This window comes from Rhodococcus sp. BP22, from assembly GCF_014281965.1.
Taxonomy (GTDB): domain Bacteria; phylum Actinomycetota; class Actinomycetes; order Mycobacteriales; family Mycobacteriaceae; genus Rhodococcoides.
Genome location: NZ_JACFTB010000005.1, coordinates 25,758 through 41,481, shown reverse-complemented (window position 1 = coordinate 41,481; position 15,724 = coordinate 25,758). Strand labels below are relative to the sequence as shown.

Sequence of the window (15,724 nt, the reverse complement as noted above, 5' to 3'; positions counted from 1 at the left end):
AGCGACTGCCTCGAACTGCAAGGTTCGCTGGACCGGCTCGCGGGTACAGCCCACAGTATGGAAATCACGATCGATGCGACCGGCTCGGCTCCCGCAGGGATTGTGTGGGAGCGCTACATGAACCCCGATCTCTGGTCGACGTGGGCGCCACAGATCAGCGGCGTCGACTACGACGGCGAACGGCTGGTTGCCGACACCTCGGGCAGAGTCGAGGGACCACTCTGGATTCGGATCGACTTCCGTGTGCTCGCCGTCGACGAGGCGGCCCGAACCTGGACGTGGCAGGCCTGGTGGCAGAACCGTGCGCTGGGATTGACGCTGACCCACGGCGTCGAGTCGCATCCCGCCGGTTCACGGACGTGGTTGACGGTCGACGGCTTCCCAGGGCTTGTGCTTCCGTATGCCCCGATCGCCAAGATCGCCCTCACCCAGTTGGTCAAGCGCTGAGCTACTCGGTCCGCGTCGTTGTCTTCGGGTCCGTCTCGGTGTCGGTGACCTCCGCGGCATCAGGGGTCGGGAACGTCGGTTTGTCGCCCGATCCGTCCAGGTGGTCGTCGAACTCGCGGACGGCCTCCCCACGCTCGGCCGCACTCTGCGCACCGTCCGCATCCAGGCCGGCCGACTTCTCGGTCGGGTCCACCGTCGTATCCACTGGCTTGTCCGTCTCACTCATGGGGTGGGGTTGCCCCGAGCGGGCGGCTCACAAACCCTGTTCGATCGCGTAACGCGTCAGCTCGACACGATTGGCTAGCTGCAGCTTGCGGAGTGTGGCCTGCACGTGATTTTCCACCGTGCGATGGCTCAATGTCAGTTTGGTCGCAATCTGCTTCGCGCTCAACCCCTTTGCCACGAGGCGTAGCACTTCGGTTTCGCGGTCGGTCAGCATCGGACGCAGTACTTCGGTGTCGTTCGCGTCCGCGGGGGCGGTGGCGATACGGCGATACTCCCCGAGAACCAACCCGGCCAGACCGGGAGTGAACACGGCTTGCCCGGCGGCGGTAGCCCGGACGGCGTCGAACAATTCCTCGGCCGATGCACTCTTGACCAGATACCCGCTGGCACCGGACTTGATTGCGTCGAGCACGTCACCGCGTTCAGCGGAGGCCGACAGCACCAGAATCCGACTGTTCGGCGAACCGAGCAGTACCTGGACTGTCGCGTCGGCACCGTTTCCGTCGGTCAGGTGCATGTCCATCAGCACGACGGCCGGTTGCGTGGCCTGAGCGCGACGCCCCGCGGACCCGACTCCGTCAGCGGTGGCAACGACGTCGAATCCGGCCGCGTCGAGGTCGCGTGCCACTCCGTCGCGCCACATGGGGTGGTCGTCGACGACCATGACAGAAATCTGTTCCTCCATCACTTCCACTCCTTCGGCACTCGAATCTCCCACTCGGTCCCCGTCCCGACATCACTGTCGAGAACTGCTGTGCCGCCTAGCATCTCAACTCTCCCCAGTATCGACTTGGAGACACCCATTCGGCCTTCTGCCTCAGCTTCGGCGAGGCGCCCGGCAGCTATCCCGACGCCGTCGTCACGAATACTCACGATGATGTCACCGGCTACATCCTCGAGCAGAACATACGCGCGCGCACCCGATCCCGCGTGCAATGTCACGTTCGACAACGCTGTCGCGAGAACGGCAGCGAGCTCCTCGGCGACGGGTTCGTGGACGAGTACTGGATCCGTCGGGGCAGAGATCGACACCGTGGTGCTGCCCTGTTGTCGGAGCAGACTCCCCAGGTCCACCTGTGCATCCCCGGTATCGACGCGGCTCGGGTTCCCCTGCTCGGAGATCAGCATTCGCAGCGCAACTTCTTGCTCACCGGCAAGGTCAGCGAGTTCACCTGCAGCACCGCCTATTTCATTTCCGCGCCGACGAACCAGCGCCAACACTTGCAGGACGCCGTCGTGCACCTGGCGGGCAAGCCGTTCGCGTTCTTCGGTGATCGCCGCGAGCCTGATGGCCCGCTCCAATTCCGAGTGTGCGCGCTTCGCGGTGTTGCTCGCCAACCCGAGTGCAAGCCCGACCGACACCAGAACCGGCGCTGTCGCATCCGTCCACAGATCGAAGTTCACCTGATCGCGCACCAATGCGCTCACAGCCGCGAGCACGATCGCCGACGCAATTCCGCCCCTGGGCCCGAAGAGAATTGCCGCCGAAATCACCGCATTGGTGGCCCACAATGTCGTCGGGAGAGTCTGGTGCGTGCTGTACCACTGGGGGTCGGCGACCAACCGAGTCGATGCCATCAACCCGATGACGACGAGTTGGTCGGCGAACACCACCTTCCATCGCGGAATTCTCTTCTCCGAGAGAAGCGCTGCCGAGACCCCGGTCCACACCGCCATCAGCGCCACGAAGAACCAGCTCAGGCGCGGATTGCTGTAGGACGACATCGAGGCGACCTGGTAGCTGACCGCATAGAGCAGGGTGACGAATCGAAACACCTGCGACGCGCGCCAGAGCGGAGTAAGTGCGTCAGTCATCAGGCTTTTCGAGAGTTCCTGGGTCGAGTTGTCGACTACGTGGGCGTGGGCTGTCCCCTGTTGCCGGGAACAGCGGCTCCGACGGATCGTGTTCCTCCAGCTCCTCGTAGACCTCGTCCGGGTCCTCTGCCAGCAGCGAGCGGATCGCCGTGTTCAGCACTGCCACGACTGGAACGGCCAGCAGGCCACCGATGATGCCTGCCAGCAGGATTCCCAAGGTGATGGCGAAGACCACAGCCAAAGGATGCAGTCGCACCGCGCGTCCCAAGAGGAGTGGCTGCAGTACGTGCCCTTCCAGTTGCATGACTGCGACGACGATGCCGAGCGTGATCAACGCAGTGATCAGCCCCTTGGTCACCAGTGCGATGAACACAGCGACGAATCCGGTGAGGAAGGCCCCGACTATAGGGATGAACGCGCCGATGAACACCAACGATGCCAGCGGCAATGCCAAGGGCACACCGAGAATGGCCAGCCCGGCTCCGATACCGACGGCGTCGGCGGCGGCGACGGCGACCGTGGCGCGAACGTAACCGATCAGGGAGCCGAAGCCCTGGCTACCGGCAAGGCGAATGCGCCGCCGTGACGACGTCGGGGCAAGCCTGGTGACGAAGTTCCAGATCTGATCTCCGCCGTACAGGAAGAAGATCAGTGTGAACAGCGTCAACAACCCGCCGGTGAATACCTCACCGATGAACGTCGCGGTGGTCAATGCGCCGGACGTGACCGCAGCCTGGTTATCTTGGATGATCTTGACGGCCTCGTCGCTGGTCTGCCGGATCTGATCCTCACTTATATGAAGTGGGCCAGTGGACAACCAGGACTGGATGTCGTTGATGCTCGCGGTGAATTGATCGCCGAGTTGCGGTAGTCCCTCGATGAATTGCTCGACGACGAACGTCATGATCCCGACGACGACACCGATACTGGCGATGATGACGACGATGACTGCTGCGGATCTCGGAACTCCACGTCGCTGCATCCAATCGACGATCGGCACCAGCATCGCCGAGGCCAGCAGCGCCAGGCCGATAGGAATGAACACCGTTTCGAGCCGGATGAGGAGATAGCACAGGGTCACGAAACCGGCGAACAGAACCAGCAGACGCCACGTCCATTCCGCTCCGACACGTACCAACGGATGAACCGAATCCGCGGGCGATCGGGCACCGGAAGGGTCCTTTGGTGCTTCTGCCCGCAGCTCGCCTGTGCCCACCCGGTAAATTTAACCTGTGCTGGCATCTTTCCGAGCGGTCTCGCTCACACTGAAGAGTCGCTGGCCGCTCTATATGGTCTCGATGGGCCTGTCCAACCTCTTCGGCGCGGTGCTCGTATTCGGCTTCGTTCGCTATGGGCTGCCCATAGCCGAATCGGACTCGATCATCGCGGACCGATCACGCAATGTCTGGATCTTCAGCATCTATCTGCTGTTCGGAGGCGGGGTCAGCCTCTATTACGCGTCCCGCCTGTTGCGGACGGTCGTTCGGTGGCAGCTGCGGGGTGGCCCACCCACCCGTAAGGAGCAGATGACTGCGCTGCACGCGCCGTTGCGTCAAGCGATCGTGCATGCCCTTCTGTGGGTCTTCGGGGGTATTCTGTTCGTCTTCCTGACGGTCGCAGAAATGCCGTCGCTCGCTGTCGCCGTCATCGTCACCGTGGTCATGGCTGCCACCGTCACTTTCGGATTCACCTACATGCTCGGCGAACGGATCCTGCGCCCCCTCGCTGCGATGGCACTGAGCGAGGGTCGATTCGACCGGACCATGACACCCGGAATCGGCACCCGGATGGCGATGACCTGGGGGCTGGGCACCCTGATGCCCGTCATCGGCATCATCTTGCTCTGTGTGACCCAGCTGACCACCGATCTGGTGTTCTCCCCCAACTCGCTCGCGATAGCGATCATCCTGCTCAGCATCCTCGCTATCGGGCAGGCGTTCATCCTGTCGATGTTGACGGCCAGCCAGATTTCCGACCCGATCCGGCAACTGCGTCGGGCGATCGAGCGTGTCCAACGCGGCGAGAACGATGTCGAGGTCGACGTGTTCGACGGGAGCGAGATCGGACGACTGCAAGTCGGCTTCAACCGCATGATGGAGGAGTCCGCGGAACGACGCGTCCTGCGTGAACTGTTCGGCGCACACGTCGGCGAAGACGTGGCGCGCCGTGCATTGCAGTTCGGTACCGAATTGGGAGGCGAGACTCGCTTCGTCGCGGTGCTCTTCGTGGACATGGTCGGGTCGACGGCGACGGCTTCCGAGCGTCCTCCCAGTGAGGTCGTCGTCCTCCTCAACGAATTCTTCCGCGTCGTCGTCGACGTCATCGATCAGCACAACGGATTCGTCAACAAGTTCATGGGTGATGCGGCACTCGCCATTTTCGGCGCACCCCTCGACCGACCCGACGCGCCGACCGCTGCGCTCGCTGCAGCTCGTGACCTGCGGTTCGCCCTCAACGACATCACCGGACTCGACATCGGTATCGGTGTGTCGGCGGGACTGGCCGTCGCCGGGAACATCGGCGCAGCCGAGCGGTTCGAGTACACCGTGATCGGAGATCCCGTCAACGAAGCGTCTCGATTGACCGAACTGGCCAAGCTGAGACCGGGCCGCGTTCTCGCGTCGACGTCCGCGCTCTACTTCGCCAGCGACGAGGAACAGGCGCATTGGGAACTCGGTGATCAGGTTCAGTTACGCGGCCGGCGTAGACGCACACACCTTGCGTGGCCGGTCGAGAATCCCTGACAGCGGGCGCAGTGTGGTTACCCTGTGAAGGTGGCCGAACCAAGACCGGAGTCCGTCCCCGACGGGCCACGGAAGCGGAATCGTCTCCACTGGTTCAAATGGGTAGTCGGGATTGCCCTGCTCGCACTGCTCATCGGCGAGGGAATCTACCTCTGGCCGCGGTTGCACGAGTCGTGGAAGGCCCTCACCGAGATTCATTGGGGCTGGCTCGCCGCATGTGTCTTTGCCCAGGCACTCTCACTGAGCGCGTTCGGCCGCGTCCAGAAGCAACTGCTCGAAGCCGGCGGAGTTCGCGTCCGTCAGTCCAAGTCGGTCTCGGTCATCTACGGCAGCACTGCCATGTCGTTGACGCTGCCCGCCGGACAGGTCTTCTCCACCGCGTTCACCTACCGTGAGACCCGACGGTGGGGCGCGAGTCCGGTAGTCGCCTCGTGGCAGCTCGCGATCTCCGGAGTTATCGCGGCCGCGGGACTCGCAGTCCTCGGCGTCGGTGGCGCCCTCCTGGTCGGCGGATCGGTCAACACGTTCACCCTGGTACTGCCGATTGCGGGCGTCGTCCTGATCGTCCTGGGAGTGCGGTACATCTCCGCACACCCGCAGGCGATACGCAGCACGGCCCAGTGGACGTTGCGCAAGATCAACGACTTCCGTAACCGGCCCACCGATACCGGTGCCGAGCGTATCGACGAGATCATCGAACAAGTTCAATCGGTTCGACTCGGCACACGCGACGGCGCGCTCACCGTGTCGTGGTCGGCGGTTCACCGACTCGCCGACGTCGCCTGCCTCGGCTTCGCTTGCTTCGCCGTCGGCGCAGACCCCCGACTCTCCGGTCTGCTCATCGCCTTCGCCGCAGGCAAGGCCGTCGGATCCGTGCCGCTCGCGCCGGGTGGGCTCGTCATCGTCGACGCCACCCTGATCGCCTTTCTCACCAGCGCGGCCAGCATCAGCGCGTCACAGGCCGTCGCAGCCGCCTTCGTCTATCGCGGTGTCAGTTTCATCCTCGTCGCGATCGTCGGCTGGGTTGTTTTCCTCGTCGTGTTCCGCAACCACCAGCACGAGAACCTCGAATACGACATCGCCGTCGAACAGCGAGAAGCAGTCGAACAGCGAGAAACCAGGGGCCTGTACGAAGAGTCTCGGCTGCCTCGGGAGGCTCCGCCGCGGGCGGACAACGCCGATCCCGAGTCTGGATAACGGGCTTTCCCTCCCGCTCGAAAACTGTGATCGGCATCTCTATTCGGCAGCCGGGAATAGATTCGGACCCCGGTCCGCTTGTGTACTATGCAAGTTGAACCTTCAACCCCACCGCTAGAGGAGCTCACATGACCACCGCGATCGCATTGCCAGAATTGTCCGCAGGCACCTGGAACATCGACCCTTCGCACTCCACCGTCGGCTTCTCCGTGCGCCACCTCGTCGTAAGCAAGGTCCGCGGCCGCTTCCAGGCGTTCACCGGCACCATCACCGTTGCCGCCGACGGCACTCCTTCCGTCGCCGCCGAAATCGACGTCACCTCCATCACCACCGACAACGCGCAGCGCGACGGCCACCTCAAGACTGCCGACTTCTTCGAGGTCGAGAAGTACCCGACCGCCACCTTCGTCTCGACGTCGGTACAGCCCAAGGGTTCCGACTTCGTCGTGACAGGTGACTTCACCCTGCACGGCGTCACCAAGTCGATCGACCTGGCACTCGAGTTCAACGGCGTCAACGCCGGCATGGGCAACGGTCCGGTCGCCGGCTTCGAAGCCACCACCACCATCAACCGTCGCGACTTCGGTCTCACCATCGACATGCCTCTCGAAGGCGGCGGCGCAGTCGTCGGCGACAAGATCACCCTGACCCTCGAAATCGAAGCAGGTCTGGCTTCCTAGATCGCCACATTCACCGGAACGGGCCCGCGGACATACAGTCGGCGGGCCCGTTCTCTATTGTGGGAACGGTGAGCAAGCGCAACCCGATCATCGCCGCCGTACCGGGCCGTTTCGCCCCGCTGTACGTTCCCGCAGTCATAGATCTCGTTCTGGTCCTGATCTTCTGCGCCATCGGTCGACGCAGCCACGACGAGACGGGTGCACTTGCCGGATTGGCGACGACCGCTTGGCCGTTTCTGATCGGTGCGGTCGTCGGCTGGGCCGCCACCTGGGCGCTCTACCGCGATAAGTTCGACGCGTTCCTCCTCGTCCCGACCGGCATCATCGTGTGGGTGTCCACCGTCGCGATCGGCATGGTGCTGCGGGCGATCAGCGGGCAGGGCACTGCCTTCAGCTTCGTCGTCGTAGCCTCGACCGTGCTTGCACTGTTTCTTCTCGGCTGGCGCGCCCTCGCGCGAGTCATATCCGCCCGGAGAAACTGACCCCATCGGCCCCCTCTGCACCATCGAGCATGGGACAGTTCTTCAATGGCGGATGTGACGGACAAGCAGGACACCGGATTCTTCGGGCAGCCATTCGCACTGGCGAATCTGTTCGGTGTCGAGATGTGGGAGCGCTTCTCGTTCTACGGGATGCAAGGCATCCTCATCTATTACCTCTACTACTCGGTGTCCGACGGCGGACTCGGGATCCCCGAGAGCTCGGCGACGTCGATCGTCGGCGCATACGGCGGCACCGTGTACCTGTCTACGATTCTCGGCGCGTGGATCGCCGATCGACTTCTCGGTTCCGAACGCACCCTGTTCTACAGCGCCATCCTCATCATGTTCGGCCACATCGCTCTGGCAGCGCTCCCCGGTTTCATAGGGGTCGGTGTCGGTTTGGTGCTCGTCGCGTTCGGTAGCGGCGGCCTCAAAGCCAACGCGACGTCTTTGGTGGGAGATCTGTACGAGGAGAAGGATCCTCGACGGGATGCCGGTTTCTCGCTCTTCTACATGGGCATCAACATCGGCGCGTTCATCGGCCCGCTGCTCACCGGGTTGGCCTGGGACAAGATCGGATTCCATGCCGGCTTCGCGCTGGCGGCTATCGGTATGGGGCTCGGCCTCATCCAGTACACGCTCGGCCGGAAGCATTTGCACGGCATCGGCGCTGTCGCCCCCAATCCGCTCCCCTCGACCGAGCGAACCAAGTGGGTCGCGATCGCTGCGGCGGCGATCGCCCTCATAGCTCTGCTCTCGGTGTTCGGCGCGATCAAAGCATCGAACCTGTCCAACATCGTCGTCGGTGTCACGGTCGTCGCTGCTATCGGGTACTTCGCGATCATCCTGTCCAGCAAGAAGATCACCTCGATCGAACGTCGTCGGGTCATCTCGTTCATTCCGATGTTCATCGCCAGTGCTGCGTTCTGGTCGCTGTTCCAGCAGCAATTCACTACAGTGCCGCTCATCGCCGATACCGAGTTGGACCGGAATCTCTTCGGCTGGGAGTTCCCGCCGTCGTGGGTACAGTCCATCAACCCGGTGTTCATCATCATCTTTGCGGGCATTTTCGCCGCAATGTGGACCAAGCTCGGTAATCGTCAGCCCTCGACACCCCTGAAGTTCGCTGCAGGAGTGGGCATCATGGGCGTAGCTTTCCTCGCATTCGTACCCGCCCTTGCCGGCGACAACATGCCACTGCTCGCCCTGGTCGGCATCTTGCTGATGTTCACCTTCGCGGAACTGTTCCTCTCCCCGGTCGGCCTGTCACTGTCCACCAAGCTCGCCCCGGAGAACTTCCACACGCAGATGGTCGCGTTGTTCTTCCTCTCCGTTGCCCTCGGTTCAGCCATGGCAGGCACTCTCGCCGGTTACTACGACCAGGACAATCCGAACCCGTTCTTCTACAGCGTGGGGGCTGCATCCATCGCAGTCGCCGTGGCGCTGGTTGCTCTGACGCCGTGGATCAAGAAGATGATGAGCGGCGTGAAATAGCAACGTCTGCAGCTATTTCCACATCAACCAGGCTGCGAGCCCTAACCCGAGGATTCCGACAGCGATGCGCAGGAACGTCGGGGGGATGAGCTTGACCACGGGCGGGCCGCAGTAGCCACCACAGAATGCCCCTATCGCCAGCGCCAGGGCCGCGAGCCAGTCGACTTGGCCGGAGAACGCAAAGATCACGGCCGCAACGAGGTTCGCGACGCCCAGAAAGAAACTCTTCAAAATGCTCGCGCGCCAGATCGTTTCGGATGTGGCGATCAGGGCGAGCGCCAAGAAGATCACCCCGGCACCTGCCCCGAAGTACCCGCCGTAGACAGCAACCAAGAACAGTGCGAACGGATACAGCGTCGGAAACTGTCGATTTCCGGACAGCTTTCGAATCCTCGGTTGCAGTAGGAGCGCGAGGGCCGCGAACGCAACGAGGAACGGCACCACCACCTCGAAGGATCCCGCGGGCGCAACGAGCAGAACGACGGCACCGACCAGCCCACCGGCTGCCGAATAGATGGCGTAACGAACCAGCTGCTTACCGTCCTTGGCGAGCTCGGCCGAAGCATTCGTCGTCGCGCCGACACCGACGGCGACCATCGCCACCGTGTTGGTGACATTTGCGCTCACCGGAGGCAACCCGGCCGCCAGTAAGGCTGGATACGACACCAGCGACGCCATCCCGGTCACGAAGCCGACGAGGCCGGCGAAGTAACCGGCCACCACGAGCAGACCGAAATGAAGCACAGGGGGTTACTCGGCGATGCCGGAGTCCATGCCTCGGATCAGACGGGTACTCATCTTCACGGCCTGGTCCGTTCCGTCCGCGTCCTCGATGTAGACGGCAAACGCAAGATCGCCTCGGTTGGCGATGAACCACCGGTCGTCGCCACTGTTACCCGCGAAACCTGTCAATCCCGCGTACGCGTCGAGTCCTTCGGCATGAGCAGAGTCCACGAACATTTTTCGGAGCCTGGCCAGGGCTTCAGGCGGAATCGAATCGGTCGGCTGGTCAGCGACGGCGGTCTGACCGACGACGATCGACGGTAGGGGCGCAGCTCCACGGGAGATCGCCGCACCCATCTGAGCCAGGCCGAACGGCGTCATCGACTCCGCAGAGCTCTCGTTTCCGATCGACCGGATCCGATCGATCGATCCACCCGGCCCGGAACGCTGACCGGCGAAGGCGTCGAGTCCGGGCATCGAGTAGTTGACGCCGAGGCCGAGCTGAGTCGGCGTGCCCGGGTTCTCACCGGACTGCAGGGCGTCGAGCAATGCCGTTGCCGATCCCGTCGGATACATCCCCGAGAACGCAATCTGCCCCTGCTCATTGGCGTAACTGTTCTGAGCTGCCGCGACGATGGCACCGGTCGACGGCACGATGGCCACGATCGACGCGGAGGTTCCGACGCTGACCACAGCATCCTCGGCTGCCAACTGAATCCGAGGATCGAGCGTGGCATGCAGGTCCGGACCGGCTGGACCCTGGAACCCCACCTGACGCACCGGAATTCCGTCGGCACCGACGACGTCCACTGCCCAACCGGACGTCGCGTCGCGGCCGAGTTGCCAAGCGTCGCGAATTGAGTCGAGCAACGGGGAAGTGATGCGTCGATCGCCCGCGATCAGTTTGGGTGTCTGCGAGATCACGACTCCAGGAATGGCACGCAGATCGTCCTCGAGAACCGCGAAGTCGTCGTCGCGCAGGTTCACCGCGAGTACTGGGGCACCAGGTGCGGCAGTGAGTTCGGAGGTCAATGACTCTGCAGTGATCAACGGTGCTACGACGTCGATGACGTCGGCGAGTCGCGCCGCGGACGCCGCCGGGTCGGGCATCTGTGCAGGGTCGAGAGAAACGGCGTTGATGGTCCGCTCACTCATCAGGACGTTTTGGGCAGCGTCGAATACCAGGGGTGGCGGCGCGTCCGTTCGGGTGTAGTGCACTGCACTGACCAAGCCCGGTGCAAGGATGTCCGGCTCCCAGGTGATCCGCCAGCCCACGCTCAATTTCTTCGCGCTGCCGCGCGTCGAGTACTGCCAGTCCTTGCCCTCGCCGAAGTTCCACGCCGAGCCGAGGGTGAAGAACCCAGAGTCCTGGTCGAGGTCGATGAACTGCGAGAGTTCGAACTGCGAGGTTGATTTTCCGCCCGCGGACAGACCGTCGAACATCTGTGAAATCGACGAGGCCGCAGCATTGGGGTACGACGTCAGCTCGGCGGCTGCTTCGACGTCGCGGTCGTTGAGCGCCTCGACGAAGTCGGACACCGTGGATTCGGCTCCACTATTGGGGCGATCGAGGGTCCACGTGGCAAGCGATGCGGCCAAAACCAAAGTTGCGCCGAGGGCCACTACATATCGGACACGAATACGACGAGGCATCAGTGACCTTCCAGAACTCATGGGTCACAATATTCACTGTAGCCACAAGGGTAACAAGCACGACAGACATACACTCCGGTCACGATTGGGCCACACCAGGTATCTGCCTGCCGGCCCACTACCGCAGGAGCTTACCTGCTGCTTCGAGTGCGGGGCCCGAACTTTGCCCACCCGCTACGAAGACCGCGAAAGCAAGATCACCCGCGATTCCGACGAACCAACCGTGCGCGATCTCGTTGTTCGGCCCGAACTCGGCAGTCCCGGTTTTACCCAGTAGGCCGGGGATGTCCTGCAACTGCGTGGCCGTGCCATTGGTGACGGTCTCGCGCATCATCGCCTTCACCTGTTCGGCTACCTGCGGATCCACAGGTTGCGGCGTCGCATTCGCTACACCGGGCTGTCCGTCGAGAAGCGTCGGGGCCTTCAACACGCCACTCGCGATGGACGACGCGACCAGAGCCATCCCGAACGGTGACGCCGTCACCTGCCCCTGCCCGATGGCGGATTCGACGCGTTGCGCCGGCGTAGCGGCGAGAGGGACGTTGCCGGTGACCGAGGTCAGCCCTGGCGTCACATAGTCGACGCCGAGGCCGTACTGCAGTGCCGTCTGCTGCAATCCGTCGGCGGGAAGTCCGACGCCGAGGCGGCCCATCGTCGTATTGCACGATCGGGCGAATGCCGTGTGCAGCGGAACGTCACCGAGATCGAAGTTGTCGTCGTTCGGAATCTGGCGGCCCTCTATGTTCTCGGTTCCTGGGCACGGCAGGATCGTGTCGGGGGTCGCTGTCCCGGCTTCCAGCGCCGCCGACGTCGTCACTGTCTTGAACGTCGAACCGGGCGGATACAGACCTGTCAGCGCGATCGGGCCTTCGGCGTCCGCCGCAGCGTTCTGCGCGACGGCGAGGACGTTGCCGGTCGAGGGCTGCAACGCGACGATCGCAGCCTGCTGCGGCAACGAAGCGAGTGCGTTCTCGGCTTTGATCTGAAGGGCGGAGTCCAGCGTCGTCGCGATATCCGGTGCGGGCTGGGCGTCGATTCCCGCGAGCGGTTCGACGGATCCGTCGGCCTTGACCGACTGAACGGACCAGCCCTTGTTGGCGTCGAGTTGTTGCTGCCACAGCTCCGATACCCCGTTCAGCGCTGGTGACGCGAGCGCGCGATCGGTGGTGAGGAGCCGGGCCTGCGGCGCAAGCGTCACACCCTGCATTGCGGCGAGCTGCGCAGCAATGGGGTCGACGTCGGACGCTCGCAACGACACGAGAGTCACCGTCTTACCCTGCGCACCCGCGAGGTCGGCTGCGATCGACTGCGCAGTGATCGTCGGAACGATCGGCGTCACAAGCGCTGCGACGGCCGCAGGATCGGCGGTCGCGTCGACGTTAACGAGGTTCACGACCTGCTGCGACATCAATTCGCCCCCGGCACGATCGAACACCTTGGCACTCACGAGCGCATCGGTCGGCGTGAACCGGATGGTGCTGTCGGCCGTGAGCGTCGGGGCCAACACTGCGGGATCCCAGTCGATCCGCCAACCCTGGTCGGTCTCGGTAGCCGTTGCAGTTGTCGCATATTGCCACTGCTTCGGTTCACCGTCCGGCTCCTCGGTACCGTCCTGCGTCGTCGAGAAACGCCACGTGGCATCCAGAGTGACCGTCCCGCCCCCCTCGGAGGTGTCCTCGACGGTGAAATCGGGTGTCGCCGTCACCGTCCCCCCGGCACTCAGACCGTTGTACAGGCCCGTCAGTGCTGTGGCCGCGGCAGCCGGGTCCGTCGTCAGCGCGGCCGCTGCCTCGGCATTTCCACCGTTGACCGCGTCGACAAATTGCTGGGCCGTGGTGTGCGGTTCCGGCGGACCGCCGTCCGAGCAACCGGCAAGTAGCAGCGCGGTGACGGCAACGAGGGCGGACACCGTTCTCTTCGAAGTGAGCACGGGACGATCATGCCTCGAGCGTGGCGGATATTACATTTACGGTGTAATCATGTAATGAGACTTACATAACCAATGAAGGACCCGACATGAGACACCAAGGACATAAGTTCGGCCGCCCCGGCGGGTGGCAACAAGCCGACGCACCCGACGCCGGAGATGCCGCGCAGTGGTTCGCGGGCCGACTGCCCGACGAGTGGTTCGCCGGTGCGGCCACCGTCGAGGTAGACCGCGAGGAGATCGTCGTCATCGGTGAACTCCCCACTCCCGACGACGCTTCAGCAGCGACCACCGAGGGCCGTATCGCTCGGTTCCGCGAGACGACGCGGCAGGACCGGATGAAGATCGCTGACGAGGCGGAGGCACGGTACGGCCGCAAGATCGCGTGGGGCGTCGCCGTCGATGGTGAGGCCGTACTCTTCACCCACCTGGCAGTTCCGGTGATGACCAGGCTCCGCCAACCCGAACGCAAGGTTCTCGACACTCTCGTCGACGCCGGTGTGGCCCGCTCTCGCGCGGACGCTCTGTCGTGGGCGGTCAAGCTCGTCGGCGAACACACTCAGGAGTGGCTCGGGGAACTTCGCGAAGCCATGACCACTGTGGACGACCTACGCAGGAAGGGCCCGTCGTAAACATGGTTGCGAGGCCGGCAACCCCGGTCTAATCTGGGTTTCGCCTTTGTCGCCAACAGATTCGGAGAGGCCATTGCTCTTCTAGAGGTTTCTTACGCCTGCACTCTCGCACGCACACCTCTGGAGCACCTATGCCTACTTCATCCTCCCTGAGCATTTCCGATCTCGAGTTCACCTGGCCGGACGGCGAGAAGGTCTACGACGGCCTCGATATCGCATTCCCTTCTGGTAGAACAGGTCTCGTCGGCTCGAACGGATCGGGAAAATCCACACTCCTCCGACTCGTCGCCGGTGAATTGAAAGCGCATCGCGGGTCGATCAGCGCCGAAGGAGAACTCGGCTATCTGCCGCAGGACGTGACGTCGACGCCAGGCCGGCGAGTCGACGAGATCCTCGGTCTTCGCGGACTTCGAGAAGCACTGCAGCGCATCGAGTCCGGCGATGGAACCGAATCCGACTTTTCGACAGTGGGGTCCAGATGGGATGCCGAGGACCGCGCGATGGGTTTGCTCGACAAGCTCGGACTAGGCCACATCGTCTCCGTGCGAGCCGATCTCGATCGCACCCTCGGAACGTTGTCCGGTGGGGAATCGATGCTGCTGGCACTGACCGCCGAACTTCTCGCCGGACCCGAGGTGCTTCTGCTGGACGAGCCGACCAACAACCTCGACGTCGACGCACGTGCGCGGTTGTACTCTGCCGTACTGGAGTTTCCGGGGGTTCTCGTGGTGTCGAGCCATGATCTCGAACTTCTCGACATCATGGACAGCACCGCTGAAGTGCGCGCCGAGCGCGACGGCGCGCGTACCATCCGGATGTTCGGCGGCAACTACTCGCACTACCGGTCGGTGATCGACGCCGAACAGCAGGCAGCAGCAGCCGCATTCAGCGATGCCAAGAACGATGTGCGCAAGCAGAAACGCGGATTGATCGAGACCAGGACGAAGATCGACAAGCGGGTTCGCTACGGCAAGAAGATGTTCGAGCAGAAACGCGAACCGAAGATCGTCATGGGTGCTCGAAAACGTGCGGCACAGGTCTCCGCCGGAAAGTTACGCGGAGCCCACGAGGACAAGGTCTCCGGCGCGCAGGCCATGCTCAGCGCGGCCGAGGACCGCCTGCGTGATGACCGCGAGATCAGAATCGATCTTCCGTTCACGAACGTTCATGCGGGGCAACAGGTAGTCCTCACCGAGGAGCTCGAGATCGTCGGTCCGGAGCGGATCGCCGTGATCGGGCCCAACGGCAGCGGCAAGACGACATTGCTACGAAAGCTCGAATCCGCAGGCCCCTCGGTACCGTGGCAGTACCTTCCGCAACGGCTCGACGTTTTCGACGAATCGAGAACAGTGGTCGAGAACGTTGCCGACGTCGCTCCGCACGCGTCGAACGAACAGATCCGCGCCCAACTGGCCCGGTTCCTCTTTCGTGGTCACGACTCGGATGCCGTCACCGCCACCCTGTCCGGCGGTGAGCGACTACGTGCCGCGCTGGCACGCATCCTGCTGGCCGAACCGCCGCCGAAACTGCTCATGCTCGACGAGCCGACCAACAACCTCGATATCGCCGGCCGAGCGCACCTCACCGAGGCGCTGGCGACCTACGAGGGCGCACTCGTCGTGGCCAGCCATGATTTACCGTTTCTACGTGGCCTTGCGCCGACACGATGGATCGAGCTCTAGACCCCATCACCACGGTGGTCTGC

Annotated in this window: 15 protein-coding genes; 8 read left to right on the top strand and 7 right to left on the bottom strand. The window is 63.4% G+C overall.

Going from position 1 to position 15,724, the window contains the following annotated elements; genetic code table 11:
- Nucleotides 1–57: 57 nt before the first annotated feature.
- The gene (locus tag H2510_RS12015) at nt 58–447 is read left to right on the top strand and encodes a MarR family transcriptional regulator (protein WP_186628555.1); all 390 of its coding nucleotides are present in this window, start codon (nt 58–60) and stop codon (nt 445–447) included.
- A gap of 1 nt (nt 448) precedes the next feature.
- Here the strand turns inward: H2510_RS12015 and H2510_RS12010 are convergent, their stop codons facing one another.
- The 4 genes from H2510_RS12010 to H2510_RS11995 are packed head-to-tail and all read right to left on the bottom strand — an operon-like array spanning nt 449 to nt 3,688.
- Nucleotides 449–673 (bottom strand): autophagy-related protein 2, encoded by a 225-nt coding sequence (locus H2510_RS12010; RefSeq protein ID WP_186628554.1) that lies wholly within the window; start codon nt 671–673, stop codon nt 449–451.
- Nucleotides 674–700: 27 nt separating this feature from the next.
- Nucleotides 701–1,357, bottom strand: coding sequence for a response regulator transcription factor (locus H2510_RS12005; RefSeq protein WP_186628553.1), 657 nt, complete (start codon nt 1,355–1,357; stop codon nt 701–703).
- A complete protein-coding gene (gene macS, locus H2510_RS12000; protein ID WP_186628552.1) occupies nt 1,357–2,487 on the bottom strand; it encodes a MacS family sensor histidine kinase in 1,131 nt (376 codons plus the stop codon). The genes H2510_RS12005 and macS overlap by 1 nt, the downstream gene beginning before the upstream one ends.
- Nucleotides 2,480–3,688, bottom strand: a complete 1,209-nt coding sequence (locus tag H2510_RS11995) for an AI-2E family transporter (protein WP_186628876.1) — start codon at nt 3,686–3,688, stop codon at nt 2,480–2,482. Before H2510_RS11995 ends, macS begins: the two co-directional genes overlap by 8 nt.
- Before the next feature lie 88 nt (nt 3,689–3,776).
- Here H2510_RS11995 and H2510_RS11990 point away from each other — a divergent pair, with 88 nt between their 5' ends.
- The 5 genes from H2510_RS11990 (at nt 3,777) to H2510_RS11970 (ending at nt 9,084) form a co-directional block, all read left to right on the top strand.
- On the top strand, nt 3,777–5,231 hold the full coding sequence (locus H2510_RS11990) for an adenylate/guanylate cyclase domain-containing protein (protein ID WP_186628875.1): 1,455 nt from the start codon (nt 3,777–3,779) through the stop codon (nt 5,229–5,231).
- 30 nt (nt 5,232–5,261) lie between these two features.
- Nucleotides 5,262–6,428 carry a YbhN family protein gene (locus tag H2510_RS11985; RefSeq protein WP_186628551.1) on the top strand — a complete coding sequence of 389 codons (1,167 nt, stop codon included), beginning with the start codon at nt 5,262–5,264 and terminating at the stop codon, nt 6,426–6,428.
- A gap of 128 nt (nt 6,429–6,556) precedes the next feature.
- On the top strand, nt 6,557–7,108 hold the full coding sequence (locus tag H2510_RS11980; RefSeq protein ID WP_084347284.1) for a YceI family protein: 552 nt from the start codon (nt 6,557–6,559) through the stop codon (nt 7,106–7,108).
- Between the two features lie 68 nt (nt 7,109–7,176).
- On the top strand, nt 7,177–7,590 hold the full coding sequence (locus tag H2510_RS11975; protein WP_397517356.1) for a DUF3054 domain-containing protein: 414 nt from the start codon (nt 7,177–7,179) through the stop codon (nt 7,588–7,590).
- A 45-nt stretch (nt 7,591–7,635) separates the two neighbouring features.
- The gene (locus H2510_RS11970) at nt 7,636–9,084 is read left to right on the top strand and encodes a peptide MFS transporter (protein ID WP_186628550.1); all 1,449 of its coding nucleotides are present in this window, start codon (nt 7,636–7,638) and stop codon (nt 9,082–9,084) included.
- A 12-nt stretch (nt 9,085–9,096) separates the two neighbouring features.
- Here the strand turns inward: H2510_RS11970 and H2510_RS11965 are convergent, their stop codons facing one another.
- The 3 genes from H2510_RS11965 to H2510_RS11955 all read right to left on the bottom strand — a co-directional run bounded on the left by H2510_RS11965 (nt 9,097) and on the right by H2510_RS11955 (nt 13,390).
- Nucleotides 9,097–9,828, bottom strand: a complete 732-nt coding sequence (locus H2510_RS11965; protein ID WP_186628549.1) for a sulfite exporter TauE/SafE family protein — start codon at nt 9,826–9,828, stop codon at nt 9,097–9,099.
- 6 nt (nt 9,829–9,834) lie between these two features.
- Nucleotides 9,835–11,481, bottom strand: coding sequence for an NTF2-like N-terminal transpeptidase domain-containing protein (locus H2510_RS11960; protein ID WP_186628548.1), 1,647 nt, complete (start codon nt 11,479–11,481; stop codon nt 9,835–9,837).
- Between the two features lie 97 nt (nt 11,482–11,578).
- Nucleotides 11,579–13,390, bottom strand: a complete 1,812-nt coding sequence (locus H2510_RS11955) for a penicillin-binding transpeptidase domain-containing protein (RefSeq protein WP_186628547.1) — start codon at nt 13,388–13,390, stop codon at nt 11,579–11,581.
- An 86-nt stretch (nt 13,391–13,476) separates the two neighbouring features.
- On the opposite strand from H2510_RS11955, the gene H2510_RS11950 reads away from it, so the two are divergent.
- A complete protein-coding gene (locus tag H2510_RS11950; RefSeq protein WP_186628546.1) occupies nt 13,477–14,019 on the top strand; it encodes a hypothetical protein in 543 nt (180 codons plus the stop codon).
- Between the two features lie 131 nt (nt 14,020–14,150).
- Nucleotides 14,151–15,701 carry an ATP-binding cassette domain-containing protein gene (locus H2510_RS11945; protein WP_186628545.1) on the top strand — a complete coding sequence of 517 codons (1,551 nt, stop codon included), beginning with the start codon at nt 14,151–14,153 and terminating at the stop codon, nt 15,699–15,701.
- Nucleotides 15,702–15,724: the final 23 nt, after the last annotated feature.